The sequence below is a fragment of the Opitutaceae bacterium TAV5 genome (assembly GCA_000242935.3).
Lineage (GTDB): Bacteria > Verrucomicrobiota > Verrucomicrobiia > Opitutales > Opitutaceae > Geminisphaera.
The window spans coordinates 3,281,359-3,300,890 of the sequence record CP007053.1 but is presented as its reverse complement, the minus strand read 5'-3'; the positions used below and the strand labels follow the sequence as shown (position 1 = coordinate 3,300,890).

Genomic DNA, 19,532 nt, shown 5'->3' with positions numbered 1-19,532 from the left:
TCCTGTTTCATCCATAGCTCCGCGTCATTCATCCCAACAATTATCCCACCAATGAAAAAGACACCGCCCATTACCTCATCCCAGTATGCCCACCCATGGACGACGGTGGTAAATCATAGGCCCAGAAAGGATGCGTTCACGTTAATTGAACTCCTCACGGTCATCGCCATCATCGGGATACTGGCCAGCCTGACCTTTGTTGGTATCCAGAAGGCCCGGCAAGCCGCACACCGCGCCAAAAGCATGTCCCAGATGCGAGGCATCGTAACCGCGGCGCTTACCTACACCACGGACAACAGGGATCAATTGCCCCATAAAGGCAACGTGACCGATGCCGAGGGCGACTGGAGACTGCCCGATGCAAAGACGGATACCAACGATCATGTCTCCACCAAGCTGATGGAGCCTTATATCCGTGGCATGGATCCCGCGTGGTTCGATCCGCTTGCTGTCGCCGGACAAGAAGCGCGTGGAGGCAACAAAATCGGAAATGAAAGATGGTTCGGGCGTATTTGGTTCAATAAATCGATAACGACAGGCGCCAAGCACAGCTCACTCCGGGCAGTTCCGGTTCGCGTTTCTTCTATCGCCAACCCGTCACGCGCTCTTTTGTTCTTTAACGCGCAAAGCAATAGATGGGCAGGATACCCTGATGGGTATGGGACGGTGGGCTTTGCTGATGGCAGTGTAAAACGTATCAAGGAAGCCCCGATGGGGACAGCGGAGGGATCAATCATCCGAGAGTACATTGAAAGCCCGGCAAACCTGAAAGGCTATGTGGAGTAATCACTTTCCGCATCCAAAAAACACCTACCAACCATGAAAACAACATCACTCAAAATCAGTGCGGGGCTTGGCCTTGCACTTTTTGCCGCTCTCACGGCTTCCGCCATTGTCATCACCGAGGACTTCAACACATGGCCCGGCGCCGCCTCCGACAATGGCTGGACCACAGCATGGGTAAGCCAAGGCAGCAACGGATCCTCCACGACAAGCAGCCTCCAGCCAGCCGGTGGCTGGACAGACGCGACCGGAAGCTACCTTTCCTCGACAGTCAACGGGAGTGCGACCAACGGCCCCAATACACAGGCCTTCGTGTCCCGCATCGTGGATGGCAGCCTTTTTGATCGCTCCGAATCGCTGAATATTTCCTTCCTTTTCCGTCCTGATTCCTCCGTGGGAACACCAACGACCGGCACAGGATGGCGCTTCATTTTCAACAATGGCGCCCATACTGTGGGCACCGGGGACACGAATCTCTTTACGGTTAATGCATCATCGACCTGGACAATAGGTGGCTTTTCGACCGCTCCAGGATCCGGCTCTGTCACAGAGGATTCGGAGATAGCCCTCGTAACAGGGAACACCTACAGCTTCAGCTTCGACATCAATCTCGCCAACAGCTCCTTAACCGCGACGATCAACGATCTCACCGCTGGCAGCTCCTTTACGTCGAGCAGCCTCTATTTCCGGACTATCGCTGATGTCACGAACTTCTCGATACAAATAGGCGCTCTCCTCGCGACATCAGGTTCCACCACGGGAAAATCCATGTCCTTCTCTCTGGACACCCTTTCGATTTCCCAAGGCGTCATTCCCGAACCTTCCACTTATGCCGCGCTGTTTGGCGTGACCGGTCTGCTCGCCGCCCTCCTCATCCGCCGCCGGCTGCGGTAATCGTCTTCGGTTCCCCTCATGGGTTATTTCCGGGACGCGAAGCCTCCTTCACGTCCCGTCCCGTTTTGTGTTTCCATTTTCCGAACCATCATGTCTCCACGCATCTCCTTTTTTCCTCTTTCCGCCCTTGCCGTCGCACTCTCCGCCGCTGCCACAGCTCACGCCGAGCTCGTGATCAAGCCCGAGGACATCAAGAACGGACGCTACATCTACCGGCTCACCCGCGAGGACATGCAGACGCTCGCGCCTTCCTCGGGCAAGATTCCCGACTGGGACTGGACCGACTCCGGCAACAAGTTCTTCGACGATGTCCACTCCTTTTCCAACCTCTGGATGCAGGGTGGCAACTGGGCCTTCATCAGAATGAGACCGGGCGCATCCTCCGCGGAGTTCGTTTACAAATTCGATTTCGCCCCCGCCGGCGTCCGTCCTGTCGTCATGCGCCTGCGCGAGGTCGTGCGCATCGAGCAGGACGGCGTCACCTGGCAGAAGCGTTCGCGCACCGGCTTCACGTCCTTCTATCGCATCAGTGACACCGGTAATTGGATACAGATCAACAGCGCCGCGCCCGATGTCGGCTTCCGTGGCGACAAGGAATACCTGACCGATCCCCTGACGCTCGATGCCGGCGCCTCATCGGTGGTGTATTACAAGGTCGTCTTTAGCTCCGACCAGCCCGTTTCCGGAAGCTATCTCAAAAAAGGCGAAAAGGACGCCGTCCCCGACCGTGGCGGACCGCTCTGGAATTTCACCCGCACAGACCAGCCCGACCGCTTCTTCCAGGTCGTGTTTCAGGTAGAGCCCGCAAGGTAAGCCCAATCCCTCTCCCGCCTCGTAACGCCCTTTCTGCCTCCACCCGCCCGATGTATTTCATTTTCCGCCACCTCCTCCTCGCTTTTTTCGGCTGCACGCTGGTCGCCGGCTCCGTCCATGCCGCCGCACCGGCCGACAGCCAGCGCCGCATCATCGACGACTTCGAGGACGTTGGCACCTGGCGTCAACACGAGGGGCATGGGCAAAGGCCCGGCTCCTGGTTTGCTTCCGATGTGTTTTTTGGCAGCTCGAAAAAAGAAAAACGCCATGGTCACTACGTCGGTGAAGTCCGCTTCGCCATCGACCCGGAGGCCATGCCGCCCGCGCGCTTCGGTTTCGAACGCGTGAAAGCCACCCTCCTCACGGCTACACCTGACGGTATCGAATTCGACGCCAATCCAGCCGGGCACAATGCCTCGCTCCGCTTCACCCTCCGCGACGCCCGTCGCAAATCCTTCGTCACCGCCCCCGTCAAGCTCTCCGGCTCGACCTGGAAATCGTATCGCCTCGACCTCGGCCCCGCGACTGTTCCGGAGTGGGCACAGATACAATTTCCCGTCCACCTCCAACGCGTGACGCTCGAAACCGACGCCACCGGCGACGGCAGCGTGTTCATCGACGACCTCGCCTTTACCGGGCGGTTTGCGCCCGCCGACCAGATCGCCCTCCGCCCCGTGGCGCCCGATGCCGGGCGCACCCTCGCCTACGATCCGGGCAAACCCGTGACCCTCGTCTATCGCGCCTCCAGCGCCCTGCCCTCTCCGCTCGACGCGACCGTTGCCCTCCGCCTGCACACCGCCGAAGGAGTCTTCCATCTTGAAAAATCCGTTCCCCTCCATCTTCCCGCCCGCGGTCACACCGATGTCATTTTCGACCTCGGGATACTCCCTGTCGGCGCCTGGCAGGCTGACGTCACCCTCGAGGCCACCGCCTCGGGCACACCGCTCAAGGCCACCTGCGACGACACCTTCGGCGTCTTTATTCCCAACCATCGCCGCATTAATACCCGTCCCATGTGGTTTGGCGTGCTGGATCAGACGATCTGGGAAACCGAAGCCGAGCGGTCGCTGCACCTCGAATGGGCCCGGCAACTCGGCTCCGATGCCGACCGTATCGGCGGTGGCGGCTTCCGACTTGAAGGCCGTGATGGTCACTGGAATTTCGATAGTTGGAAACCCATCCTCGACGGCTATCAGGCCGCCGGCATCGACCTGCTGTTCACTTTCTTCGAACTGCCCACCTGGATGACCACCAATCCCCGCGACAACCGCACCCCGCCTAAAGATTACGCCCGCTTCGAAAGGCATGCCGCGGAGTTCGGCGCCTTCATCACAAAGTACCCTTCGGTCAAATACGTCCAGTTCTGGAACGAACCCGATTCCGGTGGCCCAAACGTCGGCCACGGTTTCTTTCACGGCACGCGTGAAGACTACCTGAAAATGTTCGCCACCTTCAGCCGCGGCTTCCGCTCCACCAACAAAACCACGCTCCTCACCACCGGCGGACTCACCCTTGCCGACGAAATTCCCGGCACCTCACGCAGCACGATCATCGACCATGCGGGCGATTACGACATCGCCGCCTTCCATGCCCACGGCTCTCTCGAAAACTACGAAGGCAAGCAACAAAAAATCGAAGGCTGGCTGCGCGAGGCCGGCATCGAAAAACGTATCATCAACTCCGAGACCGGCGAGCGCAGCGGCTACACGCCCGCCGGCCGGTTCCGCCAGGCGATCACCCTCGTGCAGAAAGTCGCCTACGCCAAGTCACGCCCGTCCAGCGAACTATATATCTGGTTTACGCTCCAGGATTACTGGGACATGGATGCCGAAGCCGACGACTCCTTCGGCCTCGTCACCTCCGACAACCGCCCCAAACCCTCCTTCATCGCCTACAACGAACTCATTCGCCAGCTCGCCAATACCGATCCTGCCGGTGAAGCCGAGTTTTCGCCCAACGTCCGCGCCCTCAAATTCCGCCGCGACGATGGCAGTCTCGTTTACGTCTGCTGGTTGCAAAGCGGTCGCACCGGTGAGCAACTTTGGCTGACGGTTCCCGAAGGCCGGACGCTCACCGTCACCGACCTGTTTGGCCGCGCCGCTCCCGCACCGCAATTTGGCCGCACCGCCGTCGTCGCGCTCGGCGCCGGTCCCGTCTATCTCACGACCGGCGCGCCCGGCGACGCCGGTGAACTCGCCGCGAGTTCACCCGACGACATTTTTCTGACTGCGCCTTCGTCCGTCACCGTTGACGGGGACAATGGCGGAATACTTCCCGTCGCCTTCCGCGAACCGCAATCGCTCGCCGCTTCGGGCCATCTCTCGCTCCGCGACTCCGGGGCAACCGCCACCTCCAACGCTCCTGAGTGGGAACGATCCTTCATGCTCGAAGCCGGATCCCCCGTTCCCTTTACCGTCAACATCCCCGTTGCACTCGCCACCACCGGCATGCTTGCCGACCGCCTCATGACGCTCGACCTCCGGTGGAGAGAGCAACATCTCTCCCTGCCCGTGCGCATTGTCGGCGCATACCCGGTGCGCCGCCTGCCCGCTACCGGCGGCACTCCGTTCTCGGCGAAACAGGCCGAAGCCATTGCCATGCTTCCCGTCATCACGCTCGACCGGCAATCCGACGTGGTGGAGTTTGCTTTCGATCCGAGCATCACTCCCTGGCGCGGGCCGCAGGATTTATCGGCCATTGCACGTATCGCACATGACGGACGCGGTGTCTATTTCCGTTTTGACGTCATCGACGACAAGCACGTGCAGGTATCCACTCCCTCCGCCCTTTACCGCGGCGACAGCGTGCAAGTTGCCATCTCCGGCACCGGCGAACACGCCGGCCATGTCACCACCTTTTTCCTCGGTCTGACGGACAAAGGCGAGCAGGCCATCTGGTGCAATCGTTCAACCGGTCCGGCGTCTGTTGGCCGCTGGGACACACCGCTACGCATCAGCCGCACCGGCAACCTGACCCGCTACGAAGCGTGGGTGCCGTTCGACAAACTCGGCATTGGCTCCATGCAGGACGCCGCCAGCCCCCTGCCGTTGCGGTTTTCATTCATCGTCAACGAAGACGACGGGCAACGCCCCGACCGCTGGCAACGACGCGTGCGCTACCTGCGCTGGAAAAACGGCATCGCCAACGAAGCCGACCGCCTTGGCCACGGAATCCTGCAACCCTGATCCGGATCCGGGTTACAAACTGCCTACGCATTCTTCGCCATGACCGAAGGTCACCGCCAGGAACTTCTCCATGCCATTGTGGATAACTGGGACCGTACATTCGATCCCGGCAGCTGCCTGCTGCAGACTGGCGATGCCGCCGACGCGACGGCGTACGAGTCGATCCACTACGCGCTCGCCCTGCTGGAGACCGCTGAACGCTCCCGCGTGGGAAGAGCCGAGGCAATCCTTGGCCGCATCCTCGACCGGCAGGCGTACCTTCGCAGGATCGCTTCCTCCACTCCTGTTGATCCCGCCAGCCTCGGCATGATCCTGCTGCTCGTCTGGCACCAGCATCATCGCCGGCTCTCCACGCCGTTGTGCCAGCATGTCACCGAGACGATCCGGGATACAGCCGGGCTCGCCTGCAAGGACGCGGTCGATACGCGTGGAATTTTCGTCCTGATCGCTGCCGGTGAAATGTCCTTTGATTCCTCCCTGATTCACAACGGCCTCGCCCGCCTGCGGGACCTGCGCCTGACTCCCTCTCCGGCAGACGATTTCGCGGCCAACCTCATCGCTCTCCACGCCATCGAGAACCACGTGCGCCACCCCGACGCCCTTGTCCTGACGGAAAAATTGCTCGTCCGTACCTGGAGGCAAATCGCGCAACGTCCCTCCGGCAATCCCCTCTGCCTGCCGAACGGCCTCTCTCCTCTCGCCGTCCTCTTCAGCCGGATCACCTGCGGAGCGGCCCGGATCGATCTGCCTGTCCGCCTTTCCCCGCGTCGGAAATCCGGATGGCTGCTCTCTCTCATCGTCAATCCCCGGTTACCGGATGATATCGCCGAAAAGCTGACTGCCTCATCCGTTCCCGCCGGAAATGTCGGGGCGGCCGGGCGCGCCACGGCCGCGCTGCTTGCCTGATCTGCCCTGCCGCGCCACCGTCGGTCCGTCGATCCAGGTGCCGTCGATCATCGTCACCAGAGCCGTTTTTGGAATGCCGATTTCATTCCGGAAAAGCTGGCTCGCCAGCATGTCCATGGCCGACGCGCCGAGATCCCGGTTGTCCTGCCGCATGCCGGCCAGTTTTCCCTCCATGCCAGCCCCGAGGTCGAGCGTCGCATAACCGGTATCTTCCGGCACCCGCACGCCGTGCTCGCGCAGCCATGTCAGCGGAAAATCCTGCCAGATGCTGATGACCGCGTCGGGCCGGTATTCGTCATACCAGCGCAGGAAATCACCGGCGTCGCGGTAACGCGGATACAGGAGCAGCGGCACCGGCTCGCCGCCATGCACCGACTGCGCGCCGAGAAATCCGGTGCGCCAGAGATGCTTCACCCGGCTGTCGTCACTTTCCTGAAGCGCCAGGCCGATGCGCCGGTAACCGAGCGCGCGCAGATGCGCATGGCAGGAAAACGCGAGCCCCACATTGTCGTGCACCGCCCGGTGCAGCGCCGTCTGACGCCAGGAGTAGCCCAGCGTGACGACAGCATGCTGCTGCCAGTCCAGTTCGAGCGGATGATGATCCACCGGAAGCGGCGCCAGCAACGATCCGCGCACGCCGCGCGCCGCCAGCACCCGGGCCACCTGCCGCGAGTGGCAGCCCTTGTAACCGAGCCACATGTGCTCGAGCCTGAACCCCAGTTCCATCGCCCTCTCCCGCGCTCCCTCGATCTGCGCCACATGCGCCGGATGCACCTTCCAGCCGTTTTCCTCCGAGTGCGACGTCAGGTAGGCCACCACCTCCCCGGTCGGCTGCAACCGGTGTCGTTGACGCACCTGCGCCATGAGCGCGTTGACGAGCGCATGCGAACGATAGCCGGTGCGCCGCATCGCCTCCTGCACGCGGGCCCGTGTTTCGGGCAAGACATGCGGCGAGTTGCGCAAGGCCCGCGACACCGTCGCGATGCTCAATCCGAGCGATTTGGCCAGCTCACGCATCGTGGGGGGGACGGGTTTGCCGGATGATTCTCCTGAGGACATGTAACGTGTTACACGCTGGGATCATTGCTCCTGTCGTCAAGACACGTCTGAGTCGGCCCGATCCTCCTTCCAGTCCATTCCAAGCCCCATGAGCCTTACATCCCGTCCACCGTTTATCCCGGCATCCCCTTCACCTCGCACCTGCGCTTCACCAGCGCGAGGATTCACCCTGATCGAATTGCTCACGGTCATTGCGATCATCGGCATCCTCGCGTCGCTTTCGTTCTATGGCATCCAGAAAGCCCGCGCTGCTGCCAACCGCAGCAAAAGCATCTCACACCTGCGCGCCTGCACCGTGGCCATCCTCAACTATGCCGTGGACAACCGCGATGCGCTGCCCAACCGCTGGGAAGGCGATACCCTCGGACGCGGTTTCATCCACGCCAGCCTGATGAAACCCTACCTGCCGACGCCCTCGGACAACACCACCAATCCCAAACCCGGGCCGGCATGGATCTGCCCCGTCACCCGCCAGGCCCTGCTCGCATCGAGCAGCAGTTACAAGGAAACGGATCCCTGGCTCGGACGCTTTGTCTTTTTCTGGAAACTCTGGGAACGGTCGGGAAAGCAGGTCGAGGGATCGACCTCCGCCATCACCTCCGGCACGCCTCTCGTCGGCGTCAGGCTGAGCACCGTCGCCCGCCCGTCCGACGCCTTGCTGCTCGCCAATCTCTCGGGCGGCATGCGAGGCGGCTACGGCGACGGCAAGGCCAACGTTTCATTCGTGGACGGCAGCATCAAACGCGTGCGGGACGATGGCTACATTACCGCCGGCACCTCCGGCAAGGACATCGATCCGGGCGTGTGCCACGACTACTTTTATGTCAGCGCGCCCGCCGGCGCCTCCGGTTTCCGGGGATACGACTGGTAACGGACGGACGCCGGTCCTGTTACCGGCGTCCGGTCCGCGCCATCCGGCTTCCCCAATCCAACCACAAATCAGAAGCTCATCATGAAAAACACAGACGTACTGCGCCCGTTCGCCTCGCACCACCGCATTGCGGCGACGCTCGCATTTTGCCTCGCCCTCGCCGGCATCGCCCATGCAGCCCCCATCGTTGTTTCCACACCTGTTGACGACGGAAATGGAAACTACACCTGGCACTACACCAACTTCACCTACGACAACATCTCGCAGATAAAAAACGTCGCTGACTACAGCGGGTTCAATTTCAGCGGGAACCCGCAACAGACAGGGACCGGAGCCAGCGGTGTTCGCTGGTACAGCCCGAACGCGACCAGCGGATACGTCACCTGGACATTCGACTTTTCACAACTCCAGGGATTTTCCCCGGATACGATCACCATCAATACCGACAATTTCCGGACCTTCAGCGGCTACACCTCCACGGCAACGCTCACGGGCGCAATCAGTGTGGATAACGGCACCACCTGGGAAACGATCTACAGCGACACCGCCACCGGTTCCACCAATGCCAACAGCCTTGCCGGCGGCAAATCGCTCGCCCTTACCGCCCTGTCCGACGGACAACCGATCAGCACGGTCATGTATCGCTTCAGCTTCGAACTGGGCGGAAGCCAGCAAACGGGCTTCATCGGCTACAATCGTGTCGCCAACGACGGCCAGCCCGGCCTCGATATCACCTTCTCGCTCGTCGCCATTCCCGAACCCTCCAGCGTGGCCCTGGGCCTCGGCGCAATCATCCTCGCCGGAGTTGCCGGCCGCCGTTTTCTGCCCGGGAAACGCTGACCCGGAACCGGAAACCCACTCTCATCATTCGTGCCATCATGATCTTCTCCTATCGGGAAAAAACCGCATTCGCCGCCGCTGCATCGGCCATCCTGCTCTCCGGCCTGCTTGCCGCCCAGGCCACAAACGCAGACGCGCAATCCGCCGAAAATCTCCTCCGGCGTCCCGAAGTCCGCGAATCCGGCGCCTACACGTACTTCGCGCGCGGCGATGCCTCGCGGAAAAACATCACGCCCTTCACCCGCATGTTTTACCCGGGCGGTGGCGACAGCGCGAAACCGCAAGGGCTCCACGCCAGCGCCGGCGGCGGCCTTCTCACCCGTGACGGAGAACTCGTCGACACCGGCGCCAACGCCGCTCCCGTTCCCGTCCGTTCGGGAGAGCTGACCGACGGCGTCACCGACAGCACCCGGCAAGCCACCGCCCCCGTCTCCGGCTGGATCAACGTGCTGAGCCGGGGCGACGTGTCGGAAACCGGCGCCAACACCGGACAATTCGACATCCTGTTCGATCTCGGCGCCGGATACCGGGTGACGAAGGTTGTCCTCTGGATACGCGACCAGGGCGGCCACCGCTGGGCCGGCGAACAGGAATGCTACACCGCCAGCGAGTTCGCCGATCCGGCCAAACCCGCCGACAACGATTTCCGCCTGTTCGGCTCGGTCACGATTCCGAAGGACCGGTCGTCCCCGGTGGAATTTGTCGCCGCACCCCGCTCCGCCCGCTACGTCAACCTCCGCCTCGGCGCCAGCGTGAGCCGCCGCCCGGGGCCCACCGCTTCCATGGGCGGCATCCTCTACGAGGTGGAAATCCACGGCTCCGCCCCGTAGGCTTCCGGCTCGGTCTTCCGGTCCGTCCTCCGCTCCCTGTCCGCGACGCCTCGCGTCGCCGCCGGCGCTCCGCGTGCCCGCACTCTTCTCCTTCCGGTCTCCCCCTTCCATCCTACTCGTCATCATGATTCCCGTCAGGTCCCTTGTTCTTTCTGCTCTCGCGTCGCTCGCTGCGGCCGCGCTTGTCATTCCGCCTCTGCCGGCCGGTCCCGTTTCCGTCACGGGAAGCGCCGCCAACGGCTGGGAGATCGCAGGCGATGCGCTCCGCGTCACCATCACCGCCGGAGGCGACATGCGCAGTATCGAACGGCTCGATGCGCGGGGCCAGGCCGCCTGGCGGCTCAACCTCCCGACCAGCAGCTTCTGGTCGCTCGGCCGGAGCGGCAAGACCTGGAGCCTCGCCGATGCCGGGTCCGTCTCGATCGCGAGCTTCCGCGACGATCGCGGTGTCGGTGTGAAGGCCGTCTACGACCTCAAACCCGCAGGCGTTCGCGTTCACCTCACCTGGCGGATCGACACCGCCGAAGGCGACCGCCTGCGCGTCCGGTATTCGCTGGATCATGACGCCGGGGAACCCGTCGGACTGCGCTTCAATATCGCTGCCCTTTCCAACCTCGATGCCACCGCCGATGCCTGGTACGTCCTCCCCTACCGCAGCGGAAAACTCTACCGCACCGATGCCGTCAAATACGAGGAGCACCCCGCCCCCGGTCATCTCTGGATGCAGTGGACGGGTTATCACGACGGCAAGGGCAACGGTCTCGTCAGCTATCCCGAAGACACCACCGGATTCCTGAAATTTGCCCAACACGGTCCGGCCGGCGGTTTCCGCATGGGCTGGTCCGAATCGGTCGTCCTCACTCCCGGTCAGTCTCCTTATGCACCGCCCTACGATTACGTCATCCGGCCGCTCGCCACACCCGACCCGATCAACGATCTCGCCGTCGCCTACGCCGAATTCGGCCGCGCCCAATCCTGGGCGAAACAAAAACTGTCCGACAAACTCAAGGCCCGTCCGCAACTCGCCGACACCATCCGGGAAGGCATCGTCAAATTCGTCGGCTTCGGCGCGCTCGACATCCTCGAGGATGGCAAACGTGTCTTCGCCCCGCGCGAGCGGAAAGAGCGGATGGCCGCGCCGTATCACACCTTCGAACGCGCCCTGCGCGAAGCCCGCGGGCTGGAAGCGCTCTACGATATCCGGCCCTCCTACCGCTACGACGGCTGGTGGGGCCGCTTCGATGCTCACTACCCCTCCGTGTTCCCCGTCAGCGACCAGCTCGGCGGCGATGCGAAGTTCACCTGGTTCCAGGAGGAAAACCGGAAAGACAACCGTCACATCCTCTACCACCTCAATCCCGTACAATACGACGCCGAGGAAAACGGCTTCGACATCGAGCACATGGTCGCCCTCGCCAGCGGCCAGCCGCTGCGGCCCGATATCTGGGGTGGCAACCGGCTCTACCTTGCCTCGCCGAAATTCGCCACGGCCGACAACGTCCGCACGCTCTCCCGGCTGCATGCCTTCACCGGTCCGGCCGCCGGCGTTTTCTGGGACGTGATCGGCGCCATGGCGCCCTACAACGACTTCAACCCGCGCGCCGGCTATCCTGCGTGGGGCGGCGATCATTTTTATCAGGACGTCCTGAAACTCTTCGCCGCGCTGCGCGAGACCGCGCCCGACATGACCTACGGCACCGAGGACGGCCAGGAACAGATGCTGCCGTACTTCGACTGGGCTCCCAACTACCGCTCGTACGGCAACGACAAGACCGTGTCGTGGGCGCCGCTGGTGGAGCTCGTTTACGGCGACTGTTTCGCCAATATCGTCGGCATCGACGGCAACAACCGCACGTACAACGACGCCACCCGCGCCGTCCGCGCGCTCTACGGCGCCTCGATGGGCCACGACGCCCGCTCCGCCTGGATTCGGGACTACACGCCGGTCGTGCAACAGATCTTCGAACTCAACCGCGTCTTCGCCCCCGCCGCCACCGAACGCATGCAACGACACCTCATCGACCCGGCCGGCTGGCGCGCGAGCATCTGGACCGGTCAGGTCGTCGTCGCGAACACCGCCTCGCCCGATGTTCTCGCCGCCGTCCGCGTATCCTCCCCGCTCGGCGACGTCGTGATCGAAGGACTACGCCCCAACGGATTCGCCGTGGTCACGCGCGACGGCTCCTGGACCGCCTGGGGAGCGCGGAAGATCTCGGTGGATGGCAAGACCCTCGTCTCGACCAGCAACCCCGACAGCATCCTCGTCCGCAACGATCGCGGTCTGACGATGACGAGCTACGATTTCCGCAACCGCGACCGCGGCACGGAGCCGTCCCCGCAAGGCTGCAACCTCGACGCGTGGCAGATCGAAGGCGACGGCCTGCCCGCCGGCTGGCTCGAAAAGCTGAAAACCTGGCCCGGCAAACAACCCGTCAACGTCGTAGCCACCGCCTCCGCGACGGCGGCGGCCTCGCTGCCCGCTCCCGGCGAGACGCAGGTCTACCGGACGTTCTGAATCATGCGAACGCCGCTATCCGGACGTGGCGCGGGCGTCTCGCCCGCAGCGGAGCGGCGCAAACGTCGTTTGTTGCTGCTCGCCGCCCTCGCCACCTCCGTCGTCTTCGCCGCCGACCTCCCTCCCCTTCCCGAACTTCGCATCCCCCGGACCGCCTCACCTGTCGCCCTCAACGGCCGCCTCGACGACAAATGGGACGTCGCCGGGGCCGCCCGCTTCATGCTCACCGAATTCTGGACCCGACCCGACGCGACCCCGACCGGCGAAACGACCACCGTCCGCATCGCTTACGATGACCATTCCCTCTACCTCGGCTTCCACTGCGTCGACACCCATATCGTCGGCAACCGCACCGCAGCCGATGACCAGACGTACCGCGATGACTGCGTCGAAGTTTTCCTTGCCGACGACCGCGAACGCCTCTCCGACGCCATCGGCCTGGAGGTTTCCGTAACCGGGGCCATCGCCGATTTCTATTACCGGCATTCGGACTGGTTTCACTATGGCTGGGATTCGCATGCGATCGTAAAAACCGGCCGCGTCACCTTTCCGGATGGTCGCTCCGGATTTGTCATTGAGATTTCCATACCGTGGAGAACCGTGCTCCCCGCTCTCGGCCCCCGGAAGCGCGGCGGTGCCCTCCGCGCCAATTTCGGCCGCTGGAACCAGCGTCCCGGGGAAAAACCCCCGAGCGTGTTCTCGTTGTGGTCCCACTCCGGCCTGTCCTTCCCTTCCCCGCACCGCCCCGAGCGTTACGGCCGGCTGATCCTGGCGGATTCCCCGGAAACCCTCCCTCCTGCCGCGCCATGATCGAGGCACACCGGAGAGAGTTGCTTCATGCCATCGTCTCCGCGTGGGACGACGTGTACGATCCCGGCCCGGGACTGCTTCCCTCGGGAAGCCGCTACAAATCCCTCTGCTACGCGCTGGCTCTTCTCGAACTTGCCGAGTGCTCGCGCCTGGGTCGCGCCGAGGCGATCGTCGCACGCATCATCGATACACCCGGAGTCCCTTCCCGCCTGATCCGCCGTCAGGACGACGAACGGGTTTCCATCGGCTTCACCTTGTCCTTGCTCTGGCACCGGCACCACCGCCGTCTCGATCCGGCCTTGCGACGGCGCCTCTCCCCGACAATCGTGCACATGGCCGGCAATATCCGGAAGCTGCCCGCCGGCGATCTTGCCGAAATTTTCGTCCTGCACACGGCCGCCGGGCTGACCGGGGACGATGATCTGTCGAACGATGTAGCCGTTTGTCTGCGAGACAGGCTCCGCATCGCGCAAAGGGACCGACCAGCCGCAACAGGCGAGGATTCCGCCGGGCGCCTCCGTGAATTGCTCATGCTGCATGCGTTTGAAAACCACCTCCGGCATTTTGCTCCGGCCCGGGGGGCGATTGAGACCCTGATTGATCTCGCCTGGCGCAAAATCGCTCATCGTCTCAAGCGGCCAGACGATTTTCATGAGGATCTCGCGCTGGCCACCTTGCTGGACCGCGCCACTCATGGCGCGGTCGCCCTCAGGCTGCCGCCAGAAACGATCGACTGTGACCCGGTCGATCTGTTGTTCGCGCTTGTCGTCATTCCCCGAATACCGGATGAGACCATCGCGTTCCTGCGTACCTCCTGTCCGCAGGCCACGGTTGCAGAAATTCGTTGCTGACCTTTGGCAGGCAGAACGACAGCTTTCTGGTTCCTCCCGGTACCATGCTCCGCTCCGCCCTTCTCCTTCTCATCAGCGTTTTCCCGATCGCGTCACTTCCTGCCATGCTCGACTCCGCCGCCACCATTGTCTTGCCCGATCCGCTGCTCACCGGAAACGGTGTCCGCATCACTTCCGCCACACAATGGGAGGAGCTTCGCCGCCCGGAGCTTCTGGAGCTTTTTCGGGAACACGTTTACGGCCGCAATCCCGCCGGGCGTCCCGACGCTCTCCGTTTCGAGGTCACCTCCACCGCCGACGCCTTCGACGGCCTCGCCACCTGCCGCCAGGTGCGGATCACCTGCGTCGGCCCCCATGGCGAGTTGTCCTTCCCGCTGACGGTTTACCTCCCGAAAACCCCTGCCCGGCCGCGCGGCTGTTTCCTGCTGATCGTCAATCGCAACCGCAAGATCATCACGGAATCCGAAAACAATCCGCAAGGTTTCTGGCCCGCCCGCGAAATCATCGCCCGCGGTTATGCGACCGCCGCCTTTCACAACAGCGACCTCGCTCCCGACGACAAGACCGACGGATTCAGAAGCGGCGTATTCAGCATCCATGACGCCCCGCGAACCGGGGGCGAACCCCGCCCCGGCAACGCCTGGGGCACGATCGCCGCGTGGTCCTGGGGAGCCAGCCGCGCCATCGACTGGATTGTCACCGAACCGGCACTACACGGCGTGCCGGTTGCCGTCGCCGGCCATTCCCGGGGCGGCAAGGCGGCTCTCTGGTGCGGGGCGCAGGACCGGCGCGTGGCGCTGGCGATCAGCAACAATTCCGGCAGCACCGGCGCCGCCCCGGCCCGCATCACCCGCGGGGAAACCGTCAAGGACATCAACGGACAATTCCCCCACTGGTTCGCCCGCAACTATCACGACTACGGCGCCGACGTTTCCCGCCTGCCCGTCGACCAGCACGAGTTGCTGGCCTTGCTCGCGCCGCGTCTCGTGTACGTCGCCAGCGCCAGCGAGGATGCCTGGGCGGACCCGGCGGCCGAGTTCCGCGCCTGCGTCGAGGCCGGCCCGGTTTATGGTCTCTACACGCTTCCCGGTGTCGGCGCGGTCATCCAGCCCGGCATCGCGCAGCCTCTCCATACCGGCGCCATCGGCTATCACCTGCGCGCCGGCAAACACGATCTCACCGCCGAAGACTGGGGTTATTTCATGGATTTCACCGACCTCCGCTGGAGAGATGGGGAGATATGAGAGGTATAGGAGATATGGGACTGGTGGGTTGACGAGGTTTGGCGTCTCGCCAAAACCTCGTTGCCTCTCCGCCTCCCATTTCTCCTATCTCTCCTATTTCTCCCCTATCCGGCCCCCCCCCCGCCGCCCGAAACAGATTCCGGCTTACGGCGCGACCGCCGCCGGGGCCGGCGCGGCGGGTGCGACCGCAGGGGCCACGGGCGCAGCCTCGTTGCTGATGACAGGCGGCTTTTGCCAGAACCAGTAGCCGCCGCGCCGGCCCTTGTCCCAGCGCGCCGCGCCCCAGGCGACAAGCAGGAGGATGACGACGGTATAAATGATCCGGCGCCGACGGCGGGCCGACTTGTCCTCGTAAGGATCGTCGAGGCTGCGACGGGAACCGCGGGGCAGTTCGGCCTTCTCGGTGAGCTTGGTGCCGAAGGGGATGTTGACGTGAACACGCGCGTTGACCGCCCAGCCGTTGGCATCGAGCAGCGGACCGAGCGTGCGCTGGCGCAACTTGAGCGCAGCCATCAGCATCGAGGGACCGGAGATGACCAGCAGCGCGCCGGCGATGGCGGCGAGCTTCCAGTACCATTCCGGGATCGCCATAAACCCCTTGCCGAGCGCGGCGAGTGCGCCGCCGATGGCGCCGAGAGCAAGGCCGATGGCGGCAAAGATACCGGCGAACTTCGCGATATCGAACGCCGTGGGCGCAGCACCGGGAGCGGCGGCCGGCGCGGGCGCAGCCGCACTGGTGAGCCCGGCGGCGAGGCCGGTGTCGGCCGCCTTCTCCTTGTCGGCGGCAAATTTCGCGATCTGTTCCTCCACGAACTTCGCCACTTTTTTATACGGCGACCAGAAAGCCTGCCGGATGCTGACCGGGTTTTCCACGATGCTGGTGATGGAGGCATCCCAGTCGCGCCCTCGACGGTCGTAGAAAACGCCGTTGCGGCCGACAAAGAGGTAATCGCTGTCGCCCTGGGTGAAGGCGGCGGCGATTTTTATGGGATCGGAGCCGGGGCGGTTGCAATCACAGTAGGCGAGGTAGAGCTTGCTCATCGCGGCGAGCGGGCTGGGGCCGGCGACACGGATGCAGAGCTCGGCGGCACGGCTGTCGAGGTAGAGTTTGCCGGCCTGGAAGGTGGCTTCGCGATCGAGTGAATAGAGGTCGAGGAAATTGACGAAATTGTGCAGGAGTTCGCGCAGGTCGCGATGGAAACGGACGAGGCGCTCGACATCGCTGATCGCCTTGAACTCCGGCTCGATCGCCTTGTCCAGGGCCAACAGCTTTTCCAGCTCGGCGCGTCCGTTCCCGGTGAGGATCTCGCGGGCGCGGGCCACGCCGAGTTTCTCGACGCTGGCGCCGGTCTTGCCCGCCGCCCACGTTTCCCAGGGAGCCAGGCGGGCGTTGAGGGTTTTCCAGTCGGCTTCGGTGAGGCTGGTCTGCGCAGCGCCGAGGACGGGGGCCACGGCCTTGGCATGGAGCGTGGCGAGGGCGGCGGCCCAAGCGGGGTTGACGCCTTCGAGCAGCGGGAGGGCGCGGCCGGCGCCGATGTGCGAGAGAGGGAGGCTGGCCACCTCGTCGCCGACGGTGCCGAGGTCCTTGGCGGCGATGGCCTGGTAGTCGGCCTCGCTGCGGTTGAGCGCGGCGATGGCGCGCGTATCGAAGGCGGCGAGACGGCAACGGGCAAAGTAGTCGTTGACCTTGGCACGCACGGCCTTGATGGCGGCGACGGCCTCGCTGGTGTTTTCCCCGAGCACGGCGACGTCCTGGCCGGAGCTCTTGCCGATCCAGTCGGTGTAGGCGGCGAGGTCGTTGAAAAACTGCTCGACCTGGGCGGCGGTGACGCCTGCCTCGCCGGTGCGATCGACCGCGCTGCCGACGCTGGCGATGATGTCGTTGATGAGCGCCTGGACGGCGGGATCGGTCGAGGCCGAGGGCGGGATGATGCCATCGCCGTTGATCGGGCTGGCCGAGAAGATCTTTGCCGTGTCGGACACCTCCGCGACAGTCAGGGGAGAGCCGGCGGGCTTGCCGAGGCGCTGGATGATCTGGCGCGCGGAGGCAGCGAGGAGCTGGTTATCCGGCGTAGTGACATCGAGAGCCTCGATCGTGAGGCCGTCGGTGCCGCGGAGAAGGTCGGCCGGATCCTTGAGGTGGTCGGAAGCCCAGCGGACGGCGGCGAGGAGTTCGGGCACGCGAATGCGGCCGTCCTTGTCGGTATCGATGAGGGCGAGGGTTTTTTCGTCGAGTTCAAGCCCCTTGACCGGGCAGGAAAGCGCGACCCAGAGCTTCTGGTCGAGCTGGTGGAGGTTCCGGAGATCGTCGGCAGTTTCGAGGGCGACCTGATAAAAGCCGCCGATACGGTAGAATTTCCAAGCGTGAGTGGCGCTCATATGATGGGGCGAGAAGATGCGTAACCCCTTCCGGAGAGCAAGCGGTACGTGATGTTCGCGACACCGGAAGCGGAGGCAGCCATGAAATGCGCGGCGGGGCGAAGCTGGCACACGACCTGCACGCATCCAAAATGTAACTTGCGCTCCCCGGGGTGCCGCTGACACGTTCTCCCGTTCACTGACCTAACCGACCAAGCCGCCTCCGGCGGCTCCGACCATGGTAACTGCCAACAAAGATTTCGCCTGCGACAGCAAGATAGAGGGCAACGTCGTCGTCTCCACCGCCGACGCCGTCATCAACTGGATCCGCTCCAACTCCATCTGGCCCATGCCGATGGGCCTCGCCTGCTGCGGCATCGAGCTCATGGGCGTGGGTGGCGCGCGGTTCGACATTTCGCGATTCGGCGCCGAAGTCATGCGGTTTTCCCCCCGCCAGTGCGACTGCATGATCGTGGCCGGCACCGTCACCTACAAGATGGCTCCGCACGTCCGGCGCATTTACGACCAGATGGCCGAGCCCAAGTGGGTCATCGCCATGGGCGCCTGCGCTTCCTCCGGCGGCATGTACCGCAGCTACGCCACCTTGCAGGGCGTGGACCGCATCATCCCGGTGGACGTCTACATCAGCGGCTGCCCCCCGCGCCCCGAAGCCGTCCTCGATGCGCTCATCAAGATGCAGGAAAAAATCAAACGCCAGCCCGCCGCGCGCCGCCTGCTCTCCACCCGGCGCGACGAAGTCACCCTGAACAGCTAACCCCCCGCCGAGCCCGTCCACGCGCCTTCCGCACTGCCCGTCGCTCCTCTCTATTCCGCATTCCACATTTCGCACTCCGCATTTTCCAATGACAGCGTCCGCCGACGTCCTCGCCAGTCTCCAGACCCGATTTCCTCACGCCACCCTGCGTTCGAGTGCCGATCATCCGGCGATCAACGTCCCGATAACCGAAGCCGCACCCACCCTGCAGGCGCTGCGCGACGAATTCGGCTACGACCTGCTCGTTGACGTGACCGCCATCGACAACGGCGTCGAGGCCTCCCCGCGTTTCACCACCGTCTGGCACGTCCTCTCGACGACCCGGGCCAGCTATGTCCGCATCGCCGCCGACTGCGCGAGCGACACCGAGCCCGTCGCCCCGACCGTCAGCCATCTCTGGCCCGCCGCCAACTGGCACGAACGCGAGACCTGGGATCTCCTCGGTGTGACCTTCGAAAACCACCCCGACCCGCGCCGCATCCTCATGTGGGAAGGTTATCCGGGGCATCCGCTGAGAAAAGATTTCCCGCTCGCCGGCGTCGAGACCGAGCTTCCCGATCCGGAGGTGGCCGCCGTCACCGGCACCCCCGTCCTCCCCGCCCCCATGGCTGGCGGGCCTTTCGTCGCCTCGCCCGGCGAGATCAACCTCACCGAAGCCGAGCCCCGCGCCAAGGACGAGAGCTGGAACGAACAAAAACCGAAGCCTGTACCGGGCGCTGGCGACCGTCTGCCAAACCTGAAAGCCTGAAGGCCGAAAAACGCCGACGATCACCGGAATCGCCACATCACCGAACTTTC

At 63.8% G+C, this 19,532-nt stretch carries 16 protein-coding genes; 14 read left to right on the top strand and 2 right to left on the bottom strand.

Translation table 11 applies throughout. The features are described 5' to 3' along the window. Nucleotides 1–51: 51 nt before the first annotated feature. The 5 genes from OPIT5_14250 (at nucleotide 52) to OPIT5_14230 (ending at nucleotide 6,581) form a co-directional block, all read left to right on the top strand. A complete protein-coding gene (locus OPIT5_14250) occupies nucleotides 52–786 on the top strand; it encodes an N-terminal cleavage protein (GenBank protein AHF91200.1) in 735 nt (244 codons plus the stop codon). Nucleotides 787–819: 33 nt separating this feature from the next. Further along, nucleotides 820–1,677 (top strand): hypothetical protein, encoded by an 858-nt coding sequence (locus OPIT5_14245; protein AHF94390.1) that lies wholly within the window; start codon nucleotides 820–822, stop codon nucleotides 1,675–1,677. A 90-nt stretch (nucleotides 1,678–1,767) separates the two neighbouring features. Then, entirely contained in the window at nucleotides 1,768–2,490 is a 723-nt protein-coding gene (locus tag OPIT5_14240; GenBank protein ID AHF91199.1) for a hypothetical protein, read from the top strand. Nucleotides 2,491–2,540: 50 nt separating this feature from the next. Next, a complete protein-coding gene (locus tag OPIT5_14235) occupies nucleotides 2,541–5,675 on the top strand; it encodes a hypothetical protein (GenBank protein ID AHF91198.1) in 3,135 nt (1,044 codons plus the stop codon). 39 nt (nucleotides 5,676–5,714) lie between these two features. Next, nucleotides 5,715–6,581, top strand: a complete 867-nt coding sequence (locus OPIT5_14230; protein AHF91197.1) for a hypothetical protein — start codon at nucleotides 5,715–5,717, stop codon at nucleotides 6,579–6,581. Here the strand turns inward: OPIT5_14230 and OPIT5_14225 are convergent. After that, on the bottom strand, nucleotides 6,519–7,640 hold the full coding sequence (locus OPIT5_14225) for a transcriptional regulator (protein AHF91196.1): 1,122 nt from the start codon (nucleotides 7,638–7,640) through the stop codon (nucleotides 6,519–6,521). The two genes, OPIT5_14230 and OPIT5_14225, sit on opposite strands and share 63 nt — an antisense overlap. Nucleotides 7,641–7,728: 88 nt before the next feature. Between OPIT5_14225 and OPIT5_14220 the strand changes: the two genes are divergently transcribed. From OPIT5_14220 to OPIT5_14190, 7 genes are all read left to right on the top strand, one after another. Beyond that, nucleotides 7,729–8,511 (top strand): N-terminal cleavage protein, encoded by a 783-nt coding sequence (locus tag OPIT5_14220; protein ID AHF91195.1) that lies wholly within the window; start codon nucleotides 7,729–7,731, stop codon nucleotides 8,509–8,511. A gap of 81 nt (nucleotides 8,512–8,592) precedes the next feature. Continuing rightward, on the top strand, nucleotides 8,593–9,351 hold the full coding sequence (locus OPIT5_14215; protein AHF91194.1) for a hypothetical protein: 759 nt from the start codon (nucleotides 8,593–8,595) through the stop codon (nucleotides 9,349–9,351). Between the two features lie 38 nt (nucleotides 9,352–9,389). Continuing rightward, nucleotides 9,390–10,181, top strand: coding sequence for a hypothetical protein (locus tag OPIT5_14210; protein ID AHF91193.1), 792 nt, complete (start codon nucleotides 9,390–9,392; stop codon nucleotides 10,179–10,181). A gap of 124 nt (nucleotides 10,182–10,305) precedes the next feature. Continuing rightward, nucleotides 10,306–12,696, top strand: a complete 2,391-nt coding sequence (locus OPIT5_14205) for a hypothetical protein (protein ID AHF91192.1) — start codon at nucleotides 10,306–10,308, stop codon at nucleotides 12,694–12,696. A gap of 72 nt (nucleotides 12,697–12,768) precedes the next feature. Further along, a complete protein-coding gene (locus tag OPIT5_14200; GenBank protein AHF91191.1) occupies nucleotides 12,769–13,506 on the top strand; it encodes a hypothetical protein in 738 nt (245 codons plus the stop codon). Continuing rightward, nucleotides 13,503–14,357, top strand: coding sequence for a hypothetical protein (locus OPIT5_14195; protein ID AHF91190.1), 855 nt, complete (start codon nucleotides 13,503–13,505; stop codon nucleotides 14,355–14,357). The genes OPIT5_14200 and OPIT5_14195 overlap by 4 nt, the downstream gene beginning before the upstream one ends. A gap of 44 nt (nucleotides 14,358–14,401) precedes the next feature. Further along, entirely contained in the window at nucleotides 14,402–15,601 is a 1,200-nt protein-coding gene (locus tag OPIT5_14190) for an acetyl xylan esterase (GenBank protein ID AHF91189.1), read from the top strand. Between the two features lie 144 nt (nucleotides 15,602–15,745). Here the strand turns inward: OPIT5_14190 and OPIT5_14185 are convergent, their stop codons facing one another. Beyond that, nucleotides 15,746–17,980, bottom strand: coding sequence for a hypothetical protein (locus OPIT5_14185; protein AHF91188.1), 2,235 nt, complete (start codon nucleotides 17,978–17,980; stop codon nucleotides 15,746–15,748). A gap of 217 nt (nucleotides 17,981–18,197) precedes the next feature. On the opposite strand from OPIT5_14185, the gene OPIT5_14180 reads away from it, so the two are divergent. Continuing rightward, on the top strand, nucleotides 18,198–18,734 hold the full coding sequence (locus tag OPIT5_14180; protein ID AHF91187.1) for an NADH-quinone oxidoreductase subunit B: 537 nt from the start codon (nucleotides 18,198–18,200) through the stop codon (nucleotides 18,732–18,734). Between the two features lie 88 nt (nucleotides 18,735–18,822). Continuing rightward, nucleotides 18,823–19,482: an NADH dehydrogenase subunit C gene (locus OPIT5_14175; protein ID AHF91186.1), complete on the top strand. Its 660-nt coding sequence runs from the start codon at nucleotides 18,823–18,825 to the stop codon at nucleotides 19,480–19,482. Nucleotides 19,483–19,532 lie beyond the last annotated feature (50 nt).

Coding starts and splice junctions, on each gene's coding strand:
- OPIT5_14250 (AHF91200.1), top strand. CDS start 52: ATGAAAAAGACACCGCCCATTACCTCATCCCAGTATGCCCACCCATGG.
- OPIT5_14245 (AHF94390.1), top strand. CDS start 820: ATGAAAACAACATCACTCAAAATCAGTGCGGGGCTTGGCCTTGCACTT.
- OPIT5_14240 (AHF91199.1), top strand. CDS start 1,768: ATGTCTCCACGCATCTCCTTTTTTCCTCTTTCCGCCCTTGCCGTCGCA.
- OPIT5_14235 (AHF91198.1), top strand. CDS start 2,541: ATGTATTTCATTTTCCGCCACCTCCTCCTCGCTTTTTTCGGCTGCACG.
- OPIT5_14230 (AHF91197.1), top strand. CDS start 5,715: ATGACCGAAGGTCACCGCCAGGAACTTCTCCATGCCATTGTGGATAAC.
- OPIT5_14225 (AHF91196.1), bottom strand. CDS start 7,640: ATGTCCTCAGGAGAATCATCCGGCAAACCCGTCCCCCCCACGATGCGT.
- OPIT5_14220 (AHF91195.1), top strand. CDS start 7,729: ATGAGCCTTACATCCCGTCCACCGTTTATCCCGGCATCCCCTTCACCT.
- OPIT5_14215 (AHF91194.1), top strand. CDS start 8,593: ATGAAAAACACAGACGTACTGCGCCCGTTCGCCTCGCACCACCGCATT.
- OPIT5_14210 (AHF91193.1), top strand. CDS start 9,390: ATGATCTTCTCCTATCGGGAAAAAACCGCATTCGCCGCCGCTGCATCG.
- OPIT5_14205 (AHF91192.1), top strand. CDS start 10,306: ATGATTCCCGTCAGGTCCCTTGTTCTTTCTGCTCTCGCGTCGCTCGCT.
- OPIT5_14195 (AHF91190.1), top strand. CDS start 13,503: ATGATCGAGGCACACCGGAGAGAGTTGCTTCATGCCATCGTCTCCGCG.
- OPIT5_14190 (AHF91189.1), top strand. CDS start 14,402: ATGCTCCGCTCCGCCCTTCTCCTTCTCATCAGCGTTTTCCCGATCGCG.
- OPIT5_14185 (AHF91188.1), bottom strand. CDS start 17,980: ATGAGCGCCACTCACGCTTGGAAATTCTACCGTATCGGCGGCTTTTAT.
- OPIT5_14180 (AHF91187.1), top strand. CDS start 18,198: ATGGTAACTGCCAACAAAGATTTCGCCTGCGACAGCAAGATAGAGGGC.
- OPIT5_14175 (AHF91186.1), top strand. CDS start 18,823: ATGACAGCGTCCGCCGACGTCCTCGCCAGTCTCCAGACCCGATTTCCT.